Origin of the sequence: Dyella flava (assembly GCF_016904955.1) — a bacterium.
In the GTDB taxonomy this organism is placed as follows: Bacteria; Pseudomonadota; Gammaproteobacteria; order Xanthomonadales; family Rhodanobacteraceae; genus Dyella_B; species Dyella_B flava.
The window spans coordinates 288,656-314,165 of the sequence record NZ_JADIKE010000038.1 but is presented as its reverse complement, the minus strand read 5'-3'; the positions used below and the strand labels follow the sequence as shown (position 1 = coordinate 314,165).

The following is a 25,510-nucleotide window of genomic DNA, read 5'->3' as shown; positions in this document are numbered from 1 at the left end:
GTAACGCCGAAAATTCGGTAACAGGGAGGGGGAATGAAACTATTGAGTGTGACCATAGGGAATTACAAGTGTTTTCAGGGCCAAATAAATATTGATTTTGGCCCATGTTTTAACATCCTTGTGGGTAAAAACGACGCCGGGAAGAGCGCACTGATCGAGGCCATTGGCCTACGGCATTCTGCAGTGCCACACCGAAGTTTGGAAACTGCGCCCGATCGCGACGACATCGACGATCCAGTGTCCGCCTGTCACTTAAAATACGCATTAACGGCAGATGATTTGCATAACTATTTTTCCAAACAGAAAGAGTTTTCCCTTCCAACGGGACCAGCTCATAATGCCAGCAGTGTTCAATCAGCTATGCATGCGTTCCGCGCAATGTTGGAAACGGGTAGCGCCTTTACGGCACAGTGGTCCAGCGAAAGTCGCAACCAAATTCCCGTGCCGCGAACTGGCTTCTTTGGCGCATTTGGTGACCCACAGCGGGTCGGACAGGCTCATTTGTTCTCCAACAATGGATATCCAAATAAAGTCGTGCTTTCTCAGAAAGCGATGATGAGCCCGCCCAATGCAACGTATCATCAAGGGCTCGCCTCGTGGTTGCGAGAGCGGTCCTACGCTTTTCGCGCTGAGCGTCTTAATCTTTCTTCGACCGCTCAACGGGGTAGCACTGTTCTATCACCTGACGCAAGCAATCTAGCTGAAGTGCTAAACACTCTTTTGTCGGGAGACAAACATACTTTTTCGGTGCTAATGGACCATTTGCGCGAGATATTTCCGCATATTACTGATATCAACCCAATTCCAAAATCAAGCGGCGAGATCGAAGTCATGGTCTCAACAGTCGATCCGAAGAAGTCCCGCGGTGACTTGGATGTATCTCTTAGAGATAGCGGCACGGGAATTGGGCAAGTCTTGGCGATGTTGTATGTCGTCGTACAAGACAAAAAATCGCGAATCATTATGATCGACGAACCGCAGAGCTTCCTGCATCCGGGGGCCGTGAAAAAGCTGATGGAAGTGTTGCGACAATACCGCCAACATCAGTACATCATCACGACCCATTCTCCGGTAGCTGTTTCGCAAGGCAGCGATGACCGCTTGTTCATCGTACGGCGCGAAGAGGCAAAGAGCATCGTGCTGCCAATCTCTCCCGACAAACACGAAGATCTACGAATGACGTTGGCTGAAGTTGGTATTCGCTTGAGCGATGTTTTTGGTGTCGACTCGATACTATGGGTTGAAGGGAAGACAGAGGAAATGTGCTTCCCAGAACTTATTACCACGCTCGGCGGAAGAACTCTGCATGGTGTGCAGGTGCTTGGAGTGGTTAGCACAGACGAGCTAGCTGCGAAGCAAGCGAGGCGCGTATTTGATATCTACGCGCGTCTATCCGAGGGTGCCTCGCTGCTTCCACCGGCAACGGCTTTCGTTCTTGATCCGGAGGATCGCTCGCTGTCTAAAATGAAAGAAATGCAGCGACTGAGCAATGATAAATTGCACTGGTTTCCAAGGCGTATGTACGAGAACTACTTGCTAGAACCAGATGCGATAACGCATGTGCTCAACGAGGTGGACCGGGGGCGGATCGATGCAGTCACGGAAGAGGACGTTTTGCATTGGATTCGACAACATGGAGAGGAGGAGCGATATTTTGAAAAGAACAGCGTAGTCGCTTATGAGACAGCGGATTGGGCCGTAATTGTTAAAGGGGCGACAGTGTTGAGGGACATCTTCAGTGAATTTACTGAGCAGAGGGTTACCTATGACAAAGTTAGACATGGGGCCATGCTAACGAAATACCTTGTGCGGCACCCCACTGAAGCCATCAAAGAGCTAGCAGAATGGCTTACTGGATTGCTCCCATGAATGTTGCAGCGATGTTGGGCGCTTTGATGAAGATTCGTTGGGTTACGCTGCGCTAACCCAACCTACGCATTTACGCATCACACATGGGGTGGTTTGCCAGCCCGAAAAAAAACGGCACGTTGTCGCCAACCAACGTGCCGAAAATGGCGCACTGTCCTGACTCAGCGAACCAGCATGGCCGCCCTCATACGTACACGCGTTGATCCACCCTACGCTGGGGTGTGCGTGTCGACGAGGTGATGCAGGAAGTGAGGGGCGGCGTGCAGGCCGTTGCGTTCGCCGGTGCGATGGGATGTGAAGGCGTTGTCCGCCCGGCCTTTGCCTTCAGCCGCAAGCACGGCTAGTGCAAGTTCAGCCTGCCTGGATGTGGGGATTTGCCGCATTTCCCGACCCGAACTCCGCGTTGGGAGCGTGCCGTCGAGGTTTAAGGTGGGGCCAGAATCGGAATCGTTGCAATCCGAGGGGCGCGGCGGTGCCGTATGATGTTGGGAGATCATGAGCAACTCTTCTACAGTTGTTTGTGATTTAGCGGGTCGTGGGAGCGTCAACTCTCACGATCCGCGCCTCCAAGCATGGCTGCCTGAGTCATCGGTGTTGGCTGTTTCGCGAACTGCATCGATGACCCCACTAGAGTAACGAAGTGGCGGTGTGGCGGAATATAGGCTTTCGCTGACACATGCTGTACGTATAACGCCATTGGTCGTCTTCGATGGCCGCGCTCTTGGCTAGAGCGATACGCTCTGGCCCACCATCGATGTCAGCCTTGCGGTTCATCAACAGCGGCTTGCGATGGAATCGACGGTTGCATGGCAGGTGTCTGCGTCGTGGATTCATCAATCGTTGACGATGTGCACGGCGCTTGCAGCGTCTGCACATCGTCCAGCTTGTCACCGGCCTGTGGCAGGTGAACGTGCACGCGGCAGCTTTCGTCGCTCCCGCTTCCCCAACGCACGGTAAGCGTGGCGTTGTCATCGACACCGCGAACGATCAGGCGACTAGCCTGCCCTACCACTCCGATCGTGTCGCCCTTCTCATTCAGCACGTCCGCCCCGAACGGCACCGGTCGGCCATCCGGAAGTTGGGTGTCGATCAGCAACAAACTGCTGTTATCGACCTGGTAGTCCAGGCGCACCACGCTGCCCGCACGTGGCGCAACGTTCTGGACGGAATTTTTCAACTCGACATTGGCGGACGCGCCCTTGGGATCCAACGCAACCGCATTGACTTGGTAAGGCATCAGATAGGGGACGATGGCGTAGCCATGCGTATCCACCACCGCGCCCTGGGTGTTGCCCACTTGTGCCCCCGCGGCGCCCGGGGCGTAGATCAAGCCGATGGTGTCGCCCGCGGGCGGCGAGAAGGTCATTCCTCCCCGGTGCGCAACGATGGTGCCGGTGGCACCGATACTCGCTTGTTGGTAGCCACTGCCGTAGCTATAAGAACCCGACACGTTGGCACGGTTGCCGTTGTACTGGCCATTGAGCCCAGCCGTACTGCTATCGCCCGAACGACCAACGGTAGCGCCATAGGAAACGCGGTTGTTACTGCCAGCCCTGCCAGTGAGGGAAGCCTGCTCACTGCTGCCCGTGCTTTTGGCGTGGCTGATCATGGTACTGAGCGTCGGCGACTTGTCCGTGCGACCCATCGGCAAGGTAGCGTTGAAGAACACCAGCGTGTCGCGAACAGCCAGCGGGGTGGAGGCATTGAAATAGTCAGGCAGACCGTACTGGATCACCGGACTCGGCAGGAACTGCGACGCACTGTCCCGCGTCCGCTGCACGGAAACGTTGTAGCTAAGCCGTTTCCAGTTATTGCTATAACCCGCTGTGAGATTGACCTGCCGCCCGTGCTGATTCCAGTAGTCGGCCATCGAGCCATTGAGATAAAGCTGGCCGTAGCGATTGCCATCACCCAGTGATTGATTGAGGGTGATATCCATACGGCTACGCTGACGCCCTACCGCATTGCCGTAACCGCGTGCATAGGCATCGCGTAAGGTGACGGCATCATTGAGCCCCACAAACCCGCTGGTGGAATAGCGGTACGCGGCCACGCTCAGATTGGTACCCGAACCCGCAAGATTCTTGTCGTAACCGACGCGCAAGCTGCCCCCGTCAAGGGTCGATTGACCAGTAAAGCTGGTCGAAGCGTAGGTGAGGTCCGTGGAAAACGCGCCGATACGGGTATTGAAAGCCGTACCGATCAATGTCGAGAAATAACCGCTACCGATAATCGCGCCGGTATAGCCAGTAAGCAGATTGCTAAGCCCCCGCTGATACGTCCCCTGCAAAATGATCGGCGCATCGATCAGATTCTGTTGACTCACCTTGCCAGCCGCCAGGCTCAAGCGATCAACGCCGGGCCGCAATAACTGGGGCACTGCGGAAAACGGCTGGCTGAAACGTCGCACCCGGCCGTCCGCCTCGGTGATTTCGATATCCAGATCACCGCCATAACCCGTGGGATAGAGATCGTCGATGACGAAAGGACCAGGCGCCACTGTGGTGTCATAGATGATGTATCCATTCTGACGGATCACCACATGGGCGTTCGTTTCGGCTACACCGCGCACCACCGGCGCATAGCCGCGCAATGACTGGGGAAGCATGCGATCGTCGGTATACAGGCGCACGCCGCGTAAACGCACGCTGTCGAAGAAGTCGCCGGAGGTGAACGTGTCGCCCACCACCAACTGCGTGCGCCACGCGGGAATATCATGCTGCAAGTAAGTGGCGCTGCTCTGATAGCGGGTGGCCATTGCCCGGGACCAGTTAAGCGAGCCGATGTGATAGGCATGCCAGGAGCCCAGGTTCATCGAGGCATTGATGCCAAGATAACCACTGGTGCTGGTGTGCCTTTGCTGCGCACTGCTATAGAGGTTGGCCGTGTAGTTCAGCACGCCGGCGTCAACGCCCGCCTCCCATTGGGAAGGCTCGACATAACCACGTGCGGTACGCGATATATAAATCTGCGGCACCGACAATGACAGCGCCTGTTCACTGCCGTCGAAACTGGCCGAAGCACCGGGAATGTAGTCACCGATATCGCCGCAGAAACGACCTTTTGGAATGGATTTTCGCGCGGGATAAGCCTGATCAGACGCGACCTTGGCGAGATCGATACCGTAACTTGCAAGCGCGACCGTGTCGTAGCAAGGCTCCGAATCGTCCGTGCCAGGTACATTGGCAAATACGATATCAGCCCGCGTGCGCCATGCCTTGTTCAGAAAAATATCGCCGTAGTAAGTCCCGGGCGCCACATACCCGCTCCGGTCAAAACGCGACAAATCGACTTGCGGCGCCGAGCCGCCGGGAAAGAACAGACTGTTGAACGAAACAGGTTCCGCAACAACCGGCGAACTCGGAGCCGCCGGGTTGATCGGCGTCACGGGGCCTGCCATGCAGACCCGCGATGTCATCCCACTCAGAATCAGCACCGTCAGCACTACCCGGCGCAATGGCAATGGGCAACGCCACCGGCTGGTCGCTGACATCACGGACAACATGCATGCTTCTCCAAACGCATGTACAAACCCGGCTACAACAAAGCCGTTCAAATCAGCGACTCGAATTCAAATCAGACGACCCGAACAAGAACAAAATCAGGGGGCAATCGGTTTCTCATGCGAGCCGATCGCACCGTAGTCGTTGATCACATCGAACTGGGCTTTCGCATCGCCCGATGGGCGAGCGCTGATGCCACTGAGCGGAAAAGTGCTGGTTCCCCCTGGAGCAACCAGGCCACCGCCCCGTTCCATATAACTATTCCCATCAGCCTTTACGCCGACACGGGCAAAGTTGACGTAGTAAGGGGTAGGGTTTGCTACCTGCAATGCAACGCCCTTGCCGCCCTCGCCATTTACCAGCTGCCAAGTGAGCTGATCGAATGCGTCCGCCGCGCTGCCCGGCAAACCGGATGGGCGGAAGAAGAACTTGACGCGTGTACGAATCGCAAATTGCAGCAGATTCTGGCCGTCCTGATTGGCCGTCTTGGGCGGCACTTCAAGCACGTTGAACCAGAACAGGGTCTCCTTATCCGCAGGCAACGCCTCCTTGGTGTAGAGCACTCGTACCGCCTGACCCTTATCGGGCTCCACCCGGAAGATCGGTGGCATGATCGTGAAGGGCACCCTGATTGAATCAGGTGTTGAATTCTCATCACCGCGATCCATCCACACCTGCACCAGCGCAGGATGCTTGCCTTGGTTGGTGAATTTGACGGTGACTTCCTTGTCTACTGACGGATACACGACGCGAGTCCCGCCAATCACCACGCTCGCCTCACTGCAAGTTGCAAATAGGCCGGCCATGGCACACACGCACGCCATGGCGCGACGCCCAAATCTGGTCGTCATAAATCACCTGAATAGAGAAAAAGTGCCGGCGGCGAAAACCGCCGGCAAAGACGTCGCAAGACCGATTAGTTATAGTTAACGGCGTAAACGACGTTGGTCTCGAGCAAACCGGGAGTAGCAGCGGCAGTAGCGTAGTATTGGGCGTAGTACTGCAAGGTGGCTTGATGGTTGACGATGTTGGCGGACTGCAAGCCCTTGTTGGGATCACGCAGGTCGATGGCAGTCGAGCCATCGCGCTGCAGCAGCTGGACCTGCACATTGCCAGCTTCGTTGGTCAGCAGGTTGTTCAAGTTGCCGGTAGCGCCATCGACCTGCGGACTGGAAGCCAGGAACGACATGGAAGCCACCTTGCCGTCGCCAGCACCACAGGACGGCTCATCCGGACCACCGACGAGCACCTGGAAAGCCGTGGCATTCGCGGTCTTGGCGGCCCGGTCAAGAATGTTGGCATCCACGCCATTCAGGGCGACGGAGAAATTGTTCACGCCGCCATCGGTACCCGAGCCGCCCTGCACCGTGCAGGTGGTGTCGGTAACCACACCATGAAACGTGATAACGCCGCCATCAGCAGCGTTGGCAGCCCCACCAGCAACAGCCAACCCCATGACAGCCAGCGCAGAGCCAAGCTTAATCTTCTTCATAAATGCTTTGATTCCTTCAAATGACTTGATTGGACGTGCCCATCTTCTTTACGCACTTAACCATCGGCACAGGCTTGGTTGCCGACGAAATAAGGCACGGCGTCGAACCGCAAACGTATGACCCCGAAGACGACACAACGCATTTGCTCGCAGTTAAGAACGAGCAAATAAATGGTATGAAGTACGTCTTACCCGCACTATCGGACTCGGCGGAAATCACCGTCACGTTACGAAGTCAGATCACCCGAATAACCTTACACAAGTCGCGAACAAACCCTTCAAGCGGCGCAGGCGGTTCTGATGCCCAATTCAGCCAAATCTGGTTTACAACTTTTCGCCGCGGTGAATTTTTTTACTGACAAAAAAGAGCAAGCCAGCGCCGCGAGGAATAATAAGTCTCAAGGGAATAAAGCCATCGATTCAAAGACGAATCGAAACCTCCCATCGCATGCATAGCCAGAACTCCCAGCCATCAGGAACCGGGATATTTATTCCAGTCCGGGAAGCACCTCTCCCAGCACAGCCGCAACTGGCGACGCCGGGCTGACGAAATATACATATATTTGTTCATCCCATCCGTAAATAGTTTCTGCTGCTCCTCGCTCATATCACTAAACCCAAGCAGCAGCGAATAGACTTCCATTTCATCGGCCTCTTTCACTTCCCCTCCCCACTTTTGACTGATTCGCCGCCCAGACGCAGCACAGTCCCAAGCCTATCCATGCAAGCAGGAAGCGCTATCGGACCAGTCCCAATTCGCCGATATGCGACGTGCTCGACACACGCGTGATAGCCGACAAACAACCTTTTTGCGCGCCACTGACGCAGGCCATCGCGCCATCGAACCGCCGCCAACCCGGCACGCCTCGGCCTTACTCAGGAGCGACAGCGAGAGACTTGCGTAGATACGATCAAACCACTAGCCATGGCGTAGGCATAAATCTCAGAATCGGTCTGCAAACCGAGCTTGCGCATGGCGGAGATCTTTTGCGAGCTGATGGTTTTTCGACTGCGCCCGACACGCTTGCCTATGTCGATAACGGAACAGCCTTCCGCGTACATGCGCAGCACCTCCATCTCGCGTTTACTGAGGGGCATTCCCTCCTTGCCCTTGGCCTGAAGCAAGCCTTGTTCAAGCAGCTTATGAATTTCGGGCGAGAGATAACGATTGCGGTAATACGCGTACCGGATGGCCGCTTCGAGGCAGTCATGATGGTCAGCCTTGCTGACAATCACATCAATGGTGATCTTCTGGATATTTTGCAGAACCTGAACACTTTCTACGCCAGTAACAACAACCAGCCTTATCCTGGGAAAACGCCGCATCAGAAATCGCAACAGCGCGATGCCATCGCCATACTTGCCTTCCGGCATGCAAAAGTCGATGAGCGCCACATCGATATCGTGAAGCGCCAATAGATCAACAAGCTCCGTCGAATTCTTAGCCAGACCGGCCACGCTCACGTCGCTGATAGCCGATAGCAGGCATTCCATGCCGGCGAGCAGTACAGGATGGTCGTCGGCCACAACCACTCGAATAACCAAGGTTGGACACTCCATTTTATTTTGGCAACGATCCGCACCGTCTCAAACTGCGAAATTCGGCATACAACAGTCTGGAGGGTCGGACGCCGACCTATTGTAACGGCGGATACGATGTCGATTACTGCGTTTGCGCTCGACTCCGCTCCTGCTCCGCCAGCGAAAGCTTGTTGACGTCAATACTCCAACCAGGCTCAGCCTCGCTCAGTTTCGTCTTCAACGCCTGGATATCCTGCTCATCGAGATGAGTCGTCGCTGGCAATGTCACGCTGATTTTTCTCTGATCGATATCCACGTCCACGTCGCCGGGCTCACCCTTGAGTAGATCCTTGACCTGCAAGGCAATCAGCGGCCGCGATTGCTCCCGCAGCTCGGCAACTTGCTGTGTAAGGTCATCGACACGCAAGCGCAAATCATCCAGATCCGCTTGATTGAGGCGAATATTATTGTTGGCCTCCAGCATCTGGCGCACTTGCACGACAAAATTGTGCTTGAGACGCCCTGCAAGACGTGCCTCGATGTTAGCTTTCGCATCATCCAGATAAGCGGGAACGAGAGCCACCACATCGATCGCGTAGCGATCCTTGCGCTGCTCAACCTTTAAGTGCTCGATACTTCCCCCGTGTTCATCCAGGTAGGACTGGATAGCCACCCGGGTCTGTTTGGTCATCCATGTCTGCTCGGCAATGTCACGCAACGCCAAACCCAGCGGAATTGCCAGCAAGATAAAAGTGACGGCAATCACACCCGCCTGCCAGGCCGCGTGTTGGGGAGAGTTCTCGACACCGAAGCCGTACCATTTGGCAATTAAGGTCATGCTGAGGGCGATGGCCAGCAAGTTGGTCATAAACAGGAAGAAAGCCCCTCCAGCGATCGCCATGTTGCTGGTTGCCAGACCAAACCCTACGACCGCTAGCGGCGGCATCAAGGCGGTAGCAATGGCAACGCCCACGATGGTTTCACCCTTGCGCGTGATGACCGCGTAGCCACCCGCCAGGCCCGAGAATAAAGCCACCAGCAGATCGAAAAGGTTGGGCTGTGTGCGCGCAAGAATTTCGCTGGTCGCTTCTTTCAAGGGTGAGAGCCAGACGATGCACATGGCCGTAAACAATGCCAGGGCAATCCCGACCATCAGCGCATAGAGCGCCTTGCGCATCAGGCGAAAGTCCACCACACAGAGCGAAAAGCCAAGCTGCACGATGGGCCCCATCAAGGGCGAGATCAGCATGGCACCAATCACGACCGCCGCGGACGACTGCAATAAGCCGAGGATGGCGATGCCACAAGACATCACCACCATGAAGGCATAGCGCGGGGTCAGACCACCACCCTCCATGACATTCGACATCACGGCATCGTGGTCCACGCCGCGAATAATGCTCAGCCGCCGCCAGAGCCAGAACCGCCTGACATCGGAGCCGCGTCGGTGGGATTGTCTGCCTTGCATGTTCATGGCAGGACGACCGTCAAGTTGTGATGAAGGGATGTTCGACAAACCTCACATTTCGATTTCGCGACTTTCCTATTCGACCAGATCCGTTTTGTATCGCTGGACAACGGCATCCAACACGTCAACGAGACGTTGCAGTTCAGAGCCAAGCTCGACCACGTCTTCCTCGCGAAGGCGGCTTTCCAGCACGGAACAAGTTCCTGCTGCGTCGGACTCGCCCAGCATCAGCAAGGCACCCTTGAAGGAGTGGATGACATCAATCAACGCCTGGGCATCATGCCCGGCCAGAGCGTCGCGAAGCGCCTCCAAATCACTAGTACCCCGCTCCACAAAGATGCGCAGGACTTTTTCCGGAAATGCTTTGTGGGGGACTGGCGAACGCTTTGTCTCGTCGATACTCACACTCCCGGAGACATAGCGACTAAGCGCGTCATTAAGGCTTTCGAGCGTGAGTGGCTTGAGCAGTACATCAGTAATTCCCACTTCTCGACAACGCGCCTTTTCACTGGCCAGCGCAGTAGCAGTGATGGCCATGATCGGCACACGTCCATCATGCTCGCGCAAGGCGTGCGCCAACTCATAACCGCTCATATGGGGCATGTTGATGTCAGTCAGCACGGCCACGTAGGTAGCCGGCTTCCATTTGCGCAGACCGGCCTCGCCGTGCTCGGCGCTGTCCACGTCAAAGCCGAGTTCTTCCAGTTGCTGCTGGATGAGTTCTCGATTGACGGGATTGTCTTCCACCAACAGGATCCTGCCGCGGTTCGCCGGTGTTTCCGTCTGGATCGACTCTGGCTGGAGCGGCGAAACGGCGGTGTCATGATCGCTTCCCAACCGGAGTGCAGATAACAACGCCTCACTGGCATAACAGGAAACGAATACGGCACCTTCACGCTGTTCGGGTATGAGCGGCCCGTTTGCGTAAGCACGAATCACGCGTGCCTGGGAGGAAAGAAGCTCCTGCTCTTCCTCCACACTCCATGAACGTGGCTCGCCAAAAATCAACAGCACATCGGCGGCGTTACCCTTCAAGTCACCGGGAAGCCCGGCCGCCACGACCGTCGCGCCCCAAGCCTTAAGCAACGTGCCGATTTCAGCGCGCCATTCCGCCGCCGCCGAAAGCAATGCCACGCGTAGCCCGCTCAATGGCCTGACCGATGGCTTGGTCGCAGCTACCTGCTCGACTGGAATATCCAGCGTGAACACGCTGCCCACATCCTGCGTACTCTCGGCACGGATTTGCCCGCCCAGCAAGTGGCTCAGCTGCTGGCACAACGCCAACCCCAGGCCACTGCCACCGAAGCGGCGAGAGATACTCGCATCGGCCTGCGTAAATGGCTGGAACAGCTCGGCCACCTGCTGCTCGCTCATGCCTATGCCCGAATCGACGACCTGGAAGCGCAGCCATGTCGGTGCTTCGCCGGTCGGTTCACCGGCGCTGACACGCACGATGATGCGTCCCGACTCCGTGAATTTGACGGCGTTGCCAAGCAGATTGTTGAGAATCTGCCGGAGGCGATGCACGTCGGAGACATAACCGTCGGCGAGCGCCGGATCGATCGAAAAATACAGTTTCACCCCTTTCCGCTGCGCCGCAGGCGCAAAGAGCAGCGCGGCCTGCTCGATCAGCGGTCGCAGCTCGAACGGCATGGGATCGATATCCAGCTGCCCCGCTTCAATGCGCGAAAAATCCAGCACGTCGCTGATAATCCCGAGCAATGCATCGGCGGAAAGACGAATGCGATCCAGGCGCTCTCGCTGTGCGGGACTCAATGACGAACGGGACAACAACTCCAGATGACCCAGCACACCGTTGAGTGGCGTACGTATTTCGTGACTCATGCTCGCCACAAAAGCGGTCTTGGCGTGACTGGCTGATTCGGCCGCAACTCGCGCCTGCTCGGAATCGCGGCGTGCGCGGCGCAGATTCTCTTCCAGCTCAGCTTGTGCGGTGATGTCGCGCAAGGCGCACACCCACACGGATTGATTGCGATAGCTCGACGATGCCATCGCCACCTGCAGATGACGACGCTGTGCTTCGGGCAGATCCAGCGTCCACTGAAATTCGTGAGGTGAAGCTGGCGCCCCTTGCTCATTGGCATATGCGATAAGTTGATGAAACAGCGCCTCAACTTCCGAGGCCTCATCCGTGCCGATAACGCTGCGCATCACATCGTTGCGCAGGATCTGCCTGCCTGACGATGGGTCCAGCAAACACAATGCCACCGGTGATGTTTCGATAATGGTGCGATTCAAGGCTTCACTTTCATAGACTCGCGACGCATCGGCGAGCGCGGGTGCAAACACACGACGATCAAGGCGCAACAGCAGCGCCCACAGCAACGCCAGGATCAGCAGCGCCACGGAGCCGGTTATAACCATGTACTGCCCGTTGGCCGCCAGCACATCACGCCAGCTGTAGAAGTGCAGCAACGTCCAGTCAAAGCCATGCAACGGACCGGCGACGATGAAGGCGCCGTGTTCACGCCACACGGCCAACGCAGAAAACGTGTTCCCCTGCAAATGTCTGTTCTGCAGCAAGCTCGCGCGCTCGGTCGGCGACATGGGCGGCATATCGCCGGTTTCAAGCACCGCTTGCCCGTCAGGCGTGAATATCCCAAAGTTCCCCGAAGTTGCCGTGGTCAGTGACGCCTTGAGGGCGTCCACTTCCTCGAACAGCACCCGATGGAAATACACCTTGCCGTCCGTCATCAGCGTCATGATGCCGATCAGCGAAGATTTTCCAGTCAGTGGATTTTCACCGTAGTAGGAAACGAGCGGGGCGTCGTTTGCCGCGACGATGTCTTTGCCCGGTGAAGCCAGGGTTTTGGCGCGCGATCCCGCGCGCATTAACGCCGCAAATGCCTGCTCGCGCGTCGACACTTTTAGAATCTGCATCAGCTGCGCTTCATCGCGAATGCCGGTCAGCACCAGCAACTTGCCGGATGGATCATAGGCATAGCTCACCAACTGATCTGAAGACGGCGCCGTGTACGCCGAATATTCCTGCAGCATTCCCAGATAAGCCGCGAGTGTCGTAGGAGACATGGCGGCTGCGCCATCACCAAGCACCAGCCAAGCCAGGTTTGACTTGTTGAGCGCCGGAATCACAGCCTGTTCCCCCTGCGCCAAAAATTCATGCGCCAGAGGTGTACCTGCCTGAATCAGGAAGTTCTGCTGGGTCGCCCAGATGATGTCATTGGCATTGATGCTGTTGGCAAATGCCCTTTCACGCTGGACGAGGAAGGCGTTGGCGGCCGCCTGGCCTTCACGGAAGACCTGCCGCTGGCTGGTATGAAAGTCATCGATGCTGGAGAGTGCGCCGACAATCCATACCAGCATGATGATCAAGGTAAGCAGGCCACCCCCGCCATAAAGCAGCCGTCGCTGATAACGGCGCAACGCAGATAGCTGCCCTCCCTGCGAAGCGGCGCCGGAACGCCCTCCCATCGGTGCCTGCGTGCTTAGACTCTGGTCCATCCACGCCCCATGTGACGACCAAGAAAAAACACGTCCTCAATCTAGCCTGAGATTGCGCACAACACCAGTTAAACGATCGCTGGATGACCCGCCGCGAATGGCTATTCAGATCGAGCCGATCGCTCCAGGCGTCGCATGGCTCCTGATCGGAGACTGTGAACATGGCTTGACCCGGCTAATACTTTTTTCACTAAGCATGGATCTTTAACGGCCAAGACTCGGGTCTCCTGCAGCAACGAGGAGAAGTCCGTGCAGAAGAAGGCTTCATTGATCATCGCGCTGGCGCTGGGATGTGCCGGCACCGCCATGGCACAACAGCAGGCCTTGACCCAGCGGGAAGTCGACACACAGCTTACGCAGCAGGGCTACACCGACGTACATGACCTGGAATTCCAGGATGGCGTATGGACGGCCCGCGCGCGCAGCGCTGACGGCGAACGCGTGAAACTCCGCGTGGATCCCATGACCGGCAAGGCCTATCCGAATAAACAAATCTCACTGATCAGCGAAGCGGATATTCGCTCATCGCTTTCCGTGCAAGGCTACACAGATGTGCATGACCTGGATTTTCTGCATGGCATCTGGACGGTGAGAGCCAGGAATACCGCCGGCGTTCGCGTGTCATTGCAAATTGACGCCCAATCGGGGCGCATCATTGGTACGAACTAGCGTCCTTCGATGCCCCATGCCCATGGCCCCACCGTCCAGGCGCGTGGGGCCATCGGGAGCTGGCGCGTCATATCAAAGCGACGTCGTAAGGTTCGTCACCCAATCAGGCAGGACGCCGACGATGGTCGCTTCCAGATAGCGATCGGTGCCGGTGATGATCAGCACCCCGACCAGCACGATCAACCCACCCAGTACTCGTCTGCCACGTGCTCCTGCACTCATCAGCTTTCCACGCCAGCGCGCGAGCAGGCTCTGTGTCGCAAAGGCCATCGCCAGCAACACTGAGGCGATACCGAGCGCGAAGGCCAGCATCACGAAGGCCACTTGCCCCAGATCCTTGCCCTGCGCGGCAAGCACGGTCGCAGCGCCCAGGGTTGGTCCGACGCACGGGCTCCATACCAGGCCCAGCAGCACGCCGATTCCCGCCTGCCCCGCCAAACCGAACCGCTCCAGCCGCGCCTGACGCTCACCGGCCCAATTGGCAAGCGGAGTAATCAGATGCTCAAAGAACTGTTGCAGCCGGGGCACCACCAGGACTATGCCGACAAACAGCAACAGTGCGGCGCTCCATGTGCGAACCGTTTCGCTATCCAGCCCGATGGAAGCGCCCACGGTCGCCACGGCAAAGCCCATGAGCGTAAACGAAGCCACCAGCCCCAACGACAACGCGAGCGGTCCTAACCGATGACGCTGGGCCGCACTGCCAAGCACGATCGGCACCAGCGGGATCACGCAAGGCGACAGAATCGTCAATACGCCTGCCGCATACGCAACCAGCGGATTAAGGTTGCCGCTCATGCCGGGCCACCTGCGCTATCTTCCTGATGAGTACCACTGCTTTGCATCTTCAATCTCCAAGGCAAGTACCGTTAACGCTCTCGTTTCACGGTTTCTAACGGTGCATTCGCTCTGCCGCCCGGGCGAGTTACTTCGTGTAACCCCCTTCATGTCGACAACGAATAAGCCATTGGATTCATCCCAGGAACTGACCATGTCTGCTTTTCGCAAACTTTCGATCCTCTGTCTGCTTGGCCTGGCCTTTGCCACACCGCTGATGGCACAGCCCATCCAGCCCTTTACGACTGCTGCCTTGAAAGCGGCGCAAACGGCGGGCAAGTCCGTCCTGGTGGATGCCTATGCCAGTTGGTGTCCGACTTGCCGCAAGCAGGCTCCCACCATTGACGCCATGGCGAAAGACCCCGCTTTTGACAAGCTGCTCATCCTGCGGCTCGACTACGACAACCAGACGGCTGAAAAGCGCGCCCTGGGCATCACCACGCAGAGCACGCTGATCGCCTTCAACGGCAGCAAGGAGACGGGTCGCTCCGTCGGCATTACCGATCCGGACCAGATCAAGGCGTTGGCGAAGTCTGCAATGCCCTGAACCGCGGGCCGATACGTAGCGAAAGGAGCCCCGGTGTACCAAGTCATATAGATCAGATAGGCACCTCGCGCAGGACACCACGGCACCGTCGCTTTATGCTGGCTCTCGGGACAAACCGAGGGCCAGCCATGAATATCCCTAGCTGCGTGCTCGCAGCATTCCTGTTCACCCTGGCGGGCTGCGCAGCGGCCGCCGATCACACAGCGCCCGCCCCCACACCTGCCTGGACCAGCTATGCCTGCAGCGATGGGCAAGTGGTACAGGCCGCGTATCCAGACACCGATACCGCGCTGGTCAAGATCAAAGGCGAAACCCATACCTTGCACGTCGCCATGTCCGGCAGCGGCGCTCGCTATATCGGCGATGGCTGGCAATGGTGGACCAAAGGCATGCGCGACGGGATGCTCGCGCCGTTGGCGAAGGGTGAAACCATTGCCAGCGCGCCGGAAGTGAATTGTCACGCTGGCTGAATTCACGCCGACCTAACAAACACGTCACGCCGTCATCAAGCCGACCGTTGCCCGCCATCGTAATGACGCACAGGAATAACCATCGCGTCATCGACATACAGCATGCTTTCACCATCGGACATGGAGTATCCCCCGATGATGTCGCAGTATGTTTTTCCGTCGAGCCGCGGCCTGTTCCGGATTGTTAGGCACGGCCACCGCTGGCGTTCGTTGCTCGAGGCGCGCGAAGTGGCGCGTCACGATACGGCCGAAGCAGCACTGGATGCGCTACGGCTGATCTGGCCGCAGGCGCGTCTGCCGCAGTTCCTCAGCGAGTGGCGTTATCTGGCGGAATCGCCCGCCCTGCCGCACGCACGCCTGGCTCGCGCCACGGCCACATTCAGATCAAGCGGTGTCGATGCCGGCTCCACGCGCAAGCGCCACTCGCGGCGCACGCTGGGTCGCCCGAGCCGTGGCGCGACTGATCATGGATGATCGGTTGCACCCCTTTAAGGCGCATCGCTGAAACATGCCGAATCCGACCGATGTCGGCATAGTGACGAGGCGATCAGGTCTCCCAAGCTGATTCAGCTTCACTCCTTGGCGTTGATCACCTCAAGAAAATCACGGCCATAACGCTTCAGCTTGGCCTCACCGATGCCGCTGATCGAAGCGAGATCTTCTTCGTTCTCCGGTAGCGCGCGCAGCATCGCCAGCAACGTCGCATCATGAAAGATCACATAGGCGGGCACGCCGTGCTGCTTGGCCAGGCGCGAACGCAGCCCGCGCAGTGCATCCCATAGCGGCTGTTCGTAAGCCTCGATACCCAGGCTGGCTCCGGTCACCAGTTGGCTATCGCGGCGACGCGAGGCACGGCGCGCGGGCCGTGTTTCTTCACGCATATGGATCGCGCGTTGGCCGACGAGCACATCACGACTGGCGGCGGTAAGGCGCAACGTACCAAAACCTTCCGCGTCAGTGGCCAGCAGTCCTGCCGCCAGCAATTGACGGAATACCGAACGCCACTGCTTTTCGTCCATATCGGCGCCGATGCCAAACGTTGTGAGCCGGTCGTGGCCGAGCTGGCTCATGCGCTCACTATCGATGCCGCGCAGGATGTCGATCACGTAACCCGAGCCATAACGCTGACCACTGCGGTAAACCGCCGACAAGGCTTTCTGCGCGGGAATGGTGGCATCCCAGGTTGTTGGCGGCTGCAGACAGTTGTCGCAATTGCCGCAAGGACCATGAAAATGCTCGCCAAAAGCGGACAGCAGTAGCTCGCGGCGGCATTGCGTCGCCTCTGCGTACGAGAGCAGCGAATCGAGTTTGGAGCGCTCGACCCGCTTGCGTTCATCGCCCGATTCGGACTGCGCAATCATCTGGCTCATCGTGACCACGTCGGACAGCCCGTAGATCATCCACGCCTTGGCCGGCAAGCCATCACGACCTGCGCGTCCGGTTTCCTGGTAATAGCCTTCCATGCTGCGCGGCAAGTCCAGATGCGCCACGAAGCGCACATCCGGCTTGTCGATGCCCATGCCGAACGCCACCGTTGCGACCATCACAATGCCGTCTTCGCGCAGGAAACGTTGCTGGTTCGCAGCACGTGTCGCAGCATCAAGGCCCGCGTGATACGGCAACGCCTCAATGCCCGCTTCCGACAGCCATGCCGCGGTGTCATCGACTTTGCGGCGGCTGAGGCAGTAGATGATGCCGGCATCGCCACGGTGCCCATCCAGAAAACCCAGCAATTGGCTGCGCGGATTGTGACGTAGGGCAATCGCGTAACCGATATTCGGCCGATCGAAGCTGGAAACGAACTGCTGGGCATCCTGCAGCGCCAATCGTTCAACGATTTCCTCGCGCGTACGCGGATCGGCCGTGGCGGTAAGTGCGATGCGCGGTATTTGCGGAAATCGCTGGTGCAGTATCGTCAGCTCGCGATATTCCGGCCGGAAATCGTGACCCCATTGCGAGACGCAATGCGCCTCGTCAATGGCGAACAGCGCTACTTCGGTGCGCTCAAGCAAGTCGAGAAAGCGCGTGGTCAGCAAACGCTCCGGCGCGACATAGAGCAGATTCAAATCACCGGCCAGCAACCGGCGCTCCACCTCGCGTTGTTCCTGGGCGTCCAGGCTGGAGTTGAGATAAGCGGCAGAAACGCCGGCTTCACGCAGTGCGTCCACCTGATCCTGCATCAGCGCGATCAATGGCGAGACCACGATGCCGGTGCCCTGCCGCAGCAAGGCCGGGATCTGATAGCACAGCGACTTGCCACCGCCGGTGGGCATGAGTACCAAGGCATCGCCACCCTCGGCGACATGTTCGACGATGGCTTGTTGCGGACCGCGGAAACTGGCGTAACCGAAGACGCTCTGGAGGATATCGAGGGGACTGGCGGGCATCGGCGAAATGCTAGCAAACTGATCAACACCACTCACGCTTTCAGCCTAGTCATAGCTGCCGAAAGTGCTTCGCGATGATCCGAATTACGCGTCAGGCATCCCCCACAGCGCGCGATCCACATCCGCATCCAGGCCGAAGCGCGACAGCGGCACGCGACCGTTTTTCACTTCCACGCCCTCGGCACGCAGCAAACGGCATTGCTCGCGAAAACCGCGACTGCCCGGCGGCATGGCGATATGGCCGCTGGAACGCAAAACGCGAAACCAGGGCAGCGTCATGCCGTCCGGCACCTCGCCCAGCAAGCGGCCCACCAGCCGCGCACGTCCCGGCAAGCCGGCGCGGGCCGCGATGGCGCCGTAGCTGGCCACGCGCCCGGGAGGAATCGCGGCAATGGCCTCGAAAACCTTCATATATTCCGCTTTCATGACAGGGTGCACCAACGAGTCGGTCGTGGCAGAGTACCAGTCATCCATCGTTGCACTCGGGTGGTCGCATGCATCATTTCGAAGCGGTGCGTTCGCTGATCGGCAGTCTGCATCCCTTGCGGCAGAACGATCCGTATCTGATCAGCTTTGACCTGGTGCTGCCGCACGGCCGTCACCAGGGCATCTATCTGGCTGAACTGGAGGACGAGAACGGACGCCGCTATCTGCGTATCTCCACCCCCATTGGCCCGCTGTCTGGCATCGATCCCAAGCGCTGTCTGCGCTTCAACTGGGAGCAACGCAGCGGATTCCTGGCGGTAGCCGATCTGGATGGCTCCCCGTACTTGCACCTGTGCGAAAACCGGCCTTACGAACTGCTCAACCAGCAGGAACTGCGGCGACTGATCGGCGAGCTGGGCAGCCTCGGCGATCAGCTCGAACAGGCCATCGTCAGCGGCGGCGACAGCTTCTAGGACCTGTTCGCACTATGGGCATGGCCCGCGCCCATAGCGCGAACAGGCCCTAGCCGAAGCGCTGGGCAAGATAGACAAACCCGTAAGCAATCAACGCCGTGACCGGCAGCGTGAGAATCCACGCCCACACCATCCGCTCCACCACCGACCAGCGGATCGCATTGAAGCGCTTGGCCGCGCCCACGCCCATGATCGACGAGGACACCACATGCGTGGTGGATACCGGCAAGCCGAATACGGATGCTCCCAGAATCACCAGCGCCGAACTGCCTTCGGCGGCGAAACCGTTGATTGGATGCAGCCGGACCATCTTGTGGCCGAGCGTCTTGATAATGCGCCAGCCGCCACCCGCCGTACCGGCAGCCATGGTGAGCGCGCAGACCACCGCCACCCAATGCGGCACAGCAAAACCGCCCGCGCTGGATTCGTGGATCTGCAGGAACGACAGCCACGACGGCAAACCATCGAAATCACCGGCCGCCGTCGCGCCGGCCAAGGCCAGCGCGATGATGCCCATGCTCTTCTGCGCGTCATTCATGCCGTGTGCCAGGCCCATCGCGCTGGCGGACAAAATCTGCGCCTTGCCGAAGAAGCTGTTCACGAACGGAGTGCGCCCCAGATAGCGCAGAAAGCCGGTGCTGCTGGCGAACCAGGTCAGCAGGGCGTACAGGCCGCCCATCAGCAGGAAGCCCAGCACAAAGCCCATGATCGGCGACATCACCATCGGCACCACTACCTTCGGCAACACCCCTTTGCCTTCCCACCAATGGACTCCGCCTTGCGCCCAGATCACCGCCGCCAGGCGTCCACCGGACTCGGCGATGGCTGCACCCACCAGCGCTCCGACCAGCGCGTGACTGGAACTGGATGGCAAACCCAGCCACCAGGTGATCAGATTCCACACGATGGCTGCCAGCAAGGCACAGATCAGCAGTTGCGGGCCGGCCTCGACCATGCCCGTGTTGACGATCCCGGCCGCGATGGTCGCGGCCACCGCCGTCCCCCACAACGCACCGATCATGTTGGTGATCGCCGCCAGCAGCACCGCCTGCCCTGGGCTCAACACCTTGGTGGCCACCACCGTGGCGATGGAGTTGGCGGTGTCGTGAAAGCCGTTGATGTAGGTAAAGATGAGTGCGATCAGCACCACCACGATAACCAGGCCAAGGCTCATGCGCCCACTCCCGTCGGGACGCGCCACGCAGTCAGGAAAGCGTGCAAGGCGTATTCCTCAGGAGTTCTTCAGGACGATGGAATAGACGATGTTGCCGACATCGCGGCACTTGTCGATGGCCTTCTCCAGCAGCTCGAACAAGTCCTTGGCCAGCATGGCGCGCATGGCGTCGTTATTCTCGATATAGAGCGTGCGATACGGTGCCAGCAGCATGCGATCGCCTTCCGACTCCAGGGTCTGCAGGCGATCCTGCAGCTTCTTAACCCGATCGATACGCAAACCCTTGCGCAGCTCGCCGATCATGTCGGCGACCACTTCGGTGGCACGCGCCAGCACCAGGGCGCGCTGGCCGAAATCCACGCCGGCAAGGCGGCTGACCACGATCTCGTAGCGCTCGGCAAACTTTTCCACGCTCTTGGGAATCTTGTAGAGCGCGCTGTTGAGCGCCTCGATGTCCTCGCGGTCCAGCGCGGTGACGAAGGTATTCACCAGCTCTTCGCTGATCTGTCCGGCCAGTGCCTTCTCGCGCGCCCGCGCGGCCGCGAAGGCCGCCATGATCGGGGCATGGTTGGACTGGGTCACCAGTTCATGCAAGGCCTTGGCGCTTTCGCGGGCAGCGTCGGCGCTCTGTTCGAGCAGCCCATAGAACTTGTCGCCTTTGCCGAAAATCGTCTGGAGTGAAAACATGCGTTACAGCCTAGGGGCGCAAAAAAGGGGGCAAATATTTCACACATGTTACAGGAGGGCCTCGTAAGCCTGCATCAAAGCCCGGCCCCGCACCCAGCACTGACCGTCCGCCGTGCCTTACACTGACGTCATGCCCGCATCCCATCCCCCGTCGCGATGCTGACCACACTCGCGCTCGTCCTCATCCTCGCCCTGTGCAACGGTTTCTTGGCGCTATCGGAAATGGCGCTGGTGGCGTCGCGCAAAAGCCGCCTGAAACAGATGGCCCGCACTAGCCAGCGCGCCAAGATCGCCCTGCGCCATGCCGAGTCCCCGGAGCACTTCCTGTCCACCGTCCAGGTGGGCATCACCCTGGTGATGCTGACCACCGGTGCCGTGGCCGGCGACGCGGTGGGTTCGCACATCGCGAACCTGTTGCACAACGGAAGCATCGCCTGGCTGGTGCCCTACACCCGGATCATCGGCATCGTGCTGGGCTTCATGGTGATCTCGTTCATCCAGATTGTGGTCGGCGAACTGGTGCCCAAGCGGTTGGCGCTGTCTGCGCCGGAGAAGGTGTCGAGCATGGTCGGCATGCCCATGCTGGTGCTGTCCCGCGCCACTGCACCTTTCGTGTGGATGCTCAACCGCTCCAGCGGCCTGTTGCTGAAGCTGATGCGCGTGCAGGATCGCGGCGAAAACGCCGCCACTGAAGAAGAAATCCGCCTGCTGGTCGCCGAAAGTGCCGAACAGGGCGTACTGGATGCCGACGAACAAGCCATGGTCAATCGCGTGCTGCGCCTTGGCGACCGCACGGTAGACAGCGTGATGAGCCCGCGCACCCGCATCGCCTGGCTGGATATGACCGCGCCGCTGGCGGAAAACCTCGAAGTACTGCGGGAAACGCCCTTTTCGCGCTACCCGGTCTACCGTGGCGATGAAAGCGACATCGTCGGGGTGGTCGAAGTAAAAAGCCTGCTCGGCAGCATCACCGCCGGCAAACCGGACCTGTTTCGTACCTTGGCCAAGCCGCTGTACGTGCCGGCCACTGCCCGCGCACTGGACCTGCTGGAAGAATTCCGCGATGCCGAAACACCGATGGCGCTGGTGGTGGATGAATACGGCGCCATCGACGGCATCGTGACCCTCAATGACCTGCTCGCGGCCGTCGTCGGCGCCAGCCAGCTTGGGCACGGCAACGAAGAACATATGCCGATCGTGCAACGCGAAGACGGCAGCTGGCTGGTCGATGGAGCGATCTCCACCGACGACTTGCGCGAACTGCTGCATGTGGACCAGTTGCCCGGCGAAGACGAGCACGATTTCCGCACGGCTGCCGGCATGGTCATGGCGGCGCTGGGGCATATTCCGCAAACCGGCGAAGTGTTCGCGTGGCGCGGCATCCGCTTTGAGGTGATGGATCTGGATGGTGCGCGTATCGACAAACTGCTGATAACGCCGGCGCCGCGCATTGAAGCCGCTGACGACGAACAATAGGCTGGCGCAGGTTGGGTAGGTTGGGTAGGTTGGGTTAGCGCAGCGTAACCCAACGGAATTCCATCGAAGCGACAAACATCGTTGGGTTACGCTGCGCTAACCCAACCTACCCAACCTACGTCAGCCTACCTCGATACCCATCGGTTACTTCTTTTCTCCCGCCAGCCGCGCCATGCGCTGCGCATCGGCAAAAATGCCGTGCAACATGCGCAATTCGCGCGCATCCATCTGCGCACGCTGAAACAGCTTGCGCAGACGCAACATGATGGTGGTCGGCGCACGTCCCTTGTGAAAATCGATGTCATCCAGCGTCTGCGCCAGATGCTCGTAGAAACGCTCCATCTGCGCTGCATCGGCGGGTGGTTCGTCGTGCACAGGCGGCGCTACCGGCATGCTCTCTCCCAGCAAGGCGACGCGTAATTCGTAGGCCATCACCTGTACGGCCTGCGACAGATTGAGCGAACTGAAATCATCCACGCTGGGAATCCGCACCATCGCATGGCAACGGGCCAGCTCTTCGTTTTCCAGCCCGGTGCGCTCGTTGCCGAACACCAACGCCACCTGCTCGCCCCGCTCCGCCGCGGCCAGCGCCTGCATGGCGGCCTCACGCGGGGTCAGCTCCGGCAAATTCACGCCGCGCCGGCGCGCCGACAGGCCAAACGCCAGATTGCTGCCGGCCAATCCCTCGACCAGCTCCTGGTGCACCCCTGCCCCGGCCAGCACGTCATCCGCACCTGCCGCCAGCGCCGCGGCCTCACGATCCGGAAAACGATGCGGCGTAACCAGCTCCATCCGGCTGAAACCCATCGTCCGCATGGCCCGCGCGGCGCTGCCGATGTTGCCCGGATGGGAAGTACGGACAAGGACGAAACGGAAACGGCTGGGCAAATCGAGACTGGTGTTCATGCGCTGGAGCGATGCGTCTGGGGCTGGCAAGGATAGTGGACAGGCGATGGAATGGGAGGGAGCCGGCGAACCACGGCCTCGCCCCTCATGTCCCGCTCTGCTACCATTCCCGGCCGCTAACCCGTTCTTTTGCCAAGCCAAAGCCATGACCAGACCCGCCGTCAACGTCGCGGTACGCGCCGCGCGCTCCGCTGGTAACGTGATCCTGCGTTACATGAACCGCATCGACGGCCTCAATGTCGTTGAAAAGCAACGCATGGACTTCGCGTCCGAGGTCGACCGGCTGGCCGAGGCTGAGATCGTCAAGGAACTGCGCCGCGCCTACCCCACCCACGCCATCCTCGCCGAGGAAAGCGGCGCCATGGGCAAGGGACCGCTGGTGTGGGTGATCGATCCGCTGGACGGCACGCACAACTACCTGCGCGGCATCCCGCACTTCTGCGTCTCCATCGCCCTGCTCGACAAGGGCGAGCCGGTGTATGCCGTGGTGTTCGATCCGCTGCGTGACGAGCTGTTCACCGCCAGCAAGGGTGATGGCGCTTATCTCAATGATCGCCGCATCCGCGTCGGCAAGCGCGAAAGCCTGGCCGGCGCGATGATCGCCACCGGCTTCCCCTATCGCCAGCGCGCCCATCTGGATTCGCAGCTTGCCATGACCCGCGCCCTGCTGACCCAGGCCGAAGACATCCGCCGCTCCGGCTCCGCCGCGCTGGATCTGGCCTACACCGCTGCCGGCCGCTACGACGCCTTCTTCGAAATCGGCCTGAAGCCGTGGGATATGGCCGCCGGTGTGCTGCTGGTGCGTGAAGCGGGTGGCCAGTATGGCGACTTCGCCGGCCGTGAAGGCATTCCCGAAAGCGGCAACATCGTTGCCGGCAACCTGCATGTGTTCAAGGCGATGACCGAAGCGATCGGCGCAAACGCAACGCCTTCGCTGCTGAAAGCCTGAAGGCCCCCGTCCAGACGAAATAAAAGGCGCCATCGGCGCCTTTTATTTTTGCGCAACGACAGCGCGAATCATGCCGTGATCTCGATGCGATTGCCGTCCGGATCCAGCACCACGCTCTCGTAGTACCCATCGCCGGTGCGCCGTGGTCCGTCGAGCAAGGGATAACCATCCTCCTGCAGACGCCGTGTCAACACGTCGACGTTCTGCTCGGAGCCCACGGATATCGCCAGATGCGCCAGCCCCATGCGCTGCGCACCTGCGGGCGCCCCCACGAGGGCAAGCGTCGTCGTTGTCATGATTTCCAGACGCGCACCATCGATAAAGCTCAGGAAACACGACTCAAAACCTTTGCTGGCGTTGACATAGCGGACGCCGGCCGTGGCCCCGAAATAGGTGGCATAAAAATGGATGCAACGATCGATGTCGCCAGTCCAAAGTGCAATGTGTTCAATACGCATGCGCCAACTTTAGCAACAGACAGCGCGCTTATGTCGCCGGAGCCTGGCCGATATTGAACGTCACGCCGTAAGGATCGCGAACATAGCAACGCGGGACGGATGCATTTTCCTCCACCACGGTACAACCGGCAGCCAGTAGCTCCCGCTTGGCCTCCTGCACGTCCTGCACCAGGTATTCGAACACCGGACCATGCACCTCGCCCTTTTCGACGTAAAGGCGAAACGCACCAGTCTCGAAACCCACCATGTTTTCACTGCGATAGACCTGGGGAAAACCGAGCGTCGAGGTATAGAACGATACCGCCTGGGCCCAGTCATCGGTACGAATGATGATGTCGCGCGCGGAACGGAAGGCAGTCGTCATGATGATCACCCGAAAGTTGTCACGGTCAGCCCGATGCCTGTTCGGCAACCACGTCAAAGTGCTGCACGAACGGCTCAAACTCCAAGAGAAATCCGGCGTCTTCCGGATAATACTTGGCTTTCAATAGGTCGTCGCCGGCAAAGGCGCGAATGGACTGCTCGGAAACCCAGTGCGTGATAGTCAGAAAGTGCGTGACGTCACCGTCGTCGCGGCGCAATACCGCGACATCGATGTTGCCGGGCACCGAGCGATAGTCGGGTATGGCAAGTTGTTTGAGGAGCGCCGCGTATTCGTCGGCGTGTTCACGCAAGGTTCGCCCGTGCCAGATGCGACAGATCATGGAAGCCTCTC

General features: G+C 59.1%; 24 protein-coding genes. 8 read left to right on the top strand and 16 right to left on the bottom strand.

The features are described from left to right. The first annotated feature begins 33 nt into the window (after positions 1–33). Positions 34–1,869, top strand: coding sequence for an AAA family ATPase (locus tag ISP19_RS17130; RefSeq protein ID WP_204683631.1), 1,836 nt, complete (start codon positions 34–36; stop codon positions 1,867–1,869). Between the two features lie 757 nt (positions 1,870–2,626). Here the strand turns inward: ISP19_RS17130 and ISP19_RS17125 are convergent. The 7 genes from ISP19_RS17125 to ISP19_RS17095 form a co-directional block, all read right to left on the bottom strand. Next, positions 2,627–5,269, bottom strand: coding sequence for a fimbria/pilus outer membrane usher protein (locus ISP19_RS17125; protein ID WP_204683630.1), 2,643 nt, complete (start codon positions 5,267–5,269; stop codon positions 2,627–2,629). A gap of 201 nt (positions 5,270–5,470) precedes the next feature. After that, on the bottom strand, positions 5,471–6,178 hold the full coding sequence (locus ISP19_RS17120) for a fimbria/pilus periplasmic chaperone (protein ID WP_204683629.1): 708 nt from the start codon (positions 6,176–6,178) through the stop codon (positions 5,471–5,473). A gap of 110 nt (positions 6,179–6,288) precedes the next feature. Continuing rightward, entirely contained in the window at positions 6,289–6,864 is a 576-nt protein-coding gene (locus ISP19_RS17115) for a fimbrial protein (protein WP_204683628.1), read from the bottom strand. Positions 6,865–7,336: 472 nt separating this feature from the next. Then, a complete protein-coding gene (locus ISP19_RS17110) occupies positions 7,337–7,525 on the bottom strand; it encodes a hypothetical protein (protein WP_204683627.1) in 189 nt (62 codons plus the stop codon). 215 nt (positions 7,526–7,740) lie between these two features. Continuing rightward, complete coding sequence (locus ISP19_RS17105; protein ID WP_204683626.1) at positions 7,741–8,391, bottom strand: response regulator; 651 nt, start codon at positions 8,389–8,391, stop codon at positions 7,741–7,743. Positions 8,392–8,527: 136 nt separating this feature from the next. Then, positions 8,528–9,859: a TIGR00341 family protein gene (locus tag ISP19_RS17100; RefSeq protein ID WP_204683625.1), complete on the bottom strand. Its 1,332-nt coding sequence runs from the start codon at positions 9,857–9,859 to the stop codon at positions 8,528–8,530. Between the two features lie 69 nt (positions 9,860–9,928). After that, positions 9,929–13,336: a hybrid sensor histidine kinase/response regulator gene (locus ISP19_RS17095; protein ID WP_204683624.1), complete on the bottom strand. Its 3,408-nt coding sequence runs from the start codon at positions 13,334–13,336 to the stop codon at positions 9,929–9,931. 249 nt (positions 13,337–13,585) lie between these two features. Between ISP19_RS17095 and ISP19_RS17090 the strand changes: the two genes are divergently transcribed. Then, complete coding sequence (locus ISP19_RS17090; protein ID WP_284384714.1) at positions 13,586–14,005, top strand: PepSY domain-containing protein; 420 nt, start codon at positions 13,586–13,588, stop codon at positions 14,003–14,005. A 72-nt stretch (positions 14,006–14,077) separates the two neighbouring features. On the opposite strand, the gene ISP19_RS17085 is transcribed toward ISP19_RS17090, so the two are convergent. Continuing rightward, the gene (locus ISP19_RS17085; RefSeq protein ID WP_204683623.1) at positions 14,078–14,803 is read right to left on the bottom strand and encodes a cytochrome c biogenesis CcdA family protein; all 726 of its coding nucleotides are present in this window, start codon (positions 14,801–14,803) and stop codon (positions 14,078–14,080) included. A gap of 193 nt (positions 14,804–14,996) precedes the next feature. On the opposite strand from ISP19_RS17085, the gene ISP19_RS17080 reads away from it, so the two are divergent. The 3 genes from ISP19_RS17080 (at position 14,997) to ISP19_RS17070 (ending at position 16,333) form a co-directional block, all read left to right on the top strand. Further along, a complete protein-coding gene (locus tag ISP19_RS17080; RefSeq protein WP_204683622.1) occupies positions 14,997–15,389 on the top strand; it encodes a thioredoxin family protein in 393 nt (130 codons plus the stop codon). 128 nt (positions 15,390–15,517) lie between these two features. Next, on the top strand, positions 15,518–15,859 hold the full coding sequence (locus ISP19_RS17075; protein ID WP_204683621.1) for an MliC family protein: 342 nt from the start codon (positions 15,518–15,520) through the stop codon (positions 15,857–15,859). Positions 15,860–15,994: 135 nt separating this feature from the next. Beyond that, a complete protein-coding gene (locus ISP19_RS17070) occupies positions 15,995–16,333 on the top strand; it encodes a hypothetical protein (protein WP_204683620.1) in 339 nt (112 codons plus the stop codon). A 98-nt stretch (positions 16,334–16,431) separates the two neighbouring features. Here the strand turns inward: ISP19_RS17070 and recQ are convergent, their stop codons facing one another. Next, positions 16,432–18,246 (bottom strand): DNA helicase RecQ, encoded by a 1,815-nt coding sequence (gene recQ / locus ISP19_RS17065; RefSeq protein WP_204683619.1) that lies wholly within the window; start codon positions 18,244–18,246, stop codon positions 16,432–16,434. 84 nt (positions 18,247–18,330) lie between these two features. After that, positions 18,331–18,672, bottom strand: a complete 342-nt coding sequence (locus ISP19_RS17060) for an MGMT family protein (protein ID WP_204683618.1) — start codon at positions 18,670–18,672, stop codon at positions 18,331–18,333. A 68-nt stretch (positions 18,673–18,740) separates the two neighbouring features. Here ISP19_RS17060 and ISP19_RS17055 point away from each other — a divergent pair, with 68 nt between their 5' ends. Continuing rightward, positions 18,741–19,145 (top strand): hypothetical protein, encoded by a 405-nt coding sequence (locus tag ISP19_RS17055; RefSeq protein ID WP_204683617.1) that lies wholly within the window; start codon positions 18,741–18,743, stop codon positions 19,143–19,145. A 49-nt stretch (positions 19,146–19,194) separates the two neighbouring features. Here ISP19_RS17055 and ISP19_RS17050 read toward each other — a convergent pair whose 3' ends face one another. Then, on the bottom strand, positions 19,195–20,319 hold the full coding sequence (locus ISP19_RS17050; RefSeq protein ID WP_204683616.1) for an inorganic phosphate transporter: 1,125 nt from the start codon (positions 20,317–20,319) through the stop codon (positions 19,195–19,197). Positions 20,320–20,376: 57 nt separating this feature from the next. Then, positions 20,377–21,006 (bottom strand): DUF47 domain-containing protein, encoded by a 630-nt coding sequence (locus tag ISP19_RS17045; protein WP_204683615.1) that lies wholly within the window; start codon positions 21,004–21,006, stop codon positions 20,377–20,379. A 156-nt stretch (positions 21,007–21,162) separates the two neighbouring features. Here ISP19_RS17045 and ISP19_RS17040 point away from each other — a divergent pair, with 156 nt between their 5' ends. Further along, a complete protein-coding gene (locus ISP19_RS17040) occupies positions 21,163–22,482 on the top strand; it encodes a hemolysin family protein (protein WP_204683614.1) in 1,320 nt (439 codons plus the stop codon). 144 nt (positions 22,483–22,626) lie between these two features. Here ISP19_RS17040 and ISP19_RS17035 read toward each other — a convergent pair whose 3' ends face one another. Next, complete coding sequence (locus ISP19_RS17035; protein WP_204683613.1) at positions 22,627–23,388, bottom strand: RNA methyltransferase; 762 nt, start codon at positions 23,386–23,388, stop codon at positions 22,627–22,629. Between the two features lie 145 nt (positions 23,389–23,533). Between ISP19_RS17035 and ISP19_RS17030 the strand changes: the two genes are divergently transcribed. Next, on the top strand, positions 23,534–24,337 hold the full coding sequence (locus tag ISP19_RS17030) for an inositol monophosphatase family protein (protein ID WP_204683612.1): 804 nt from the start codon (positions 23,534–23,536) through the stop codon (positions 24,335–24,337). A gap of 68 nt (positions 24,338–24,405) precedes the next feature. Here ISP19_RS17030 and ISP19_RS17025 read toward each other — a convergent pair whose 3' ends face one another. The 3 genes from ISP19_RS17025 to ISP19_RS17015 are packed head-to-tail and all read right to left on the bottom strand — an operon-like array spanning position 24,406 to position 25,499. Next, complete coding sequence (locus tag ISP19_RS17025; protein WP_204683611.1) at positions 24,406–24,795, bottom strand: VOC family protein; 390 nt, start codon at positions 24,793–24,795, stop codon at positions 24,406–24,408. 28 nt (positions 24,796–24,823) lie between these two features. Beyond that, a complete protein-coding gene (locus ISP19_RS17020; protein ID WP_204683610.1) occupies positions 24,824–25,159 on the bottom strand; it encodes a VOC family protein in 336 nt (111 codons plus the stop codon). 25 nt (positions 25,160–25,184) lie between these two features. After that, positions 25,185–25,499: an antibiotic biosynthesis monooxygenase family protein gene (locus ISP19_RS17015; protein WP_204683609.1), complete on the bottom strand. Its 315-nt coding sequence runs from the start codon at positions 25,497–25,499 to the stop codon at positions 25,185–25,187. Between the last annotated feature and the right edge of the window lie 11 nt (positions 25,500–25,510).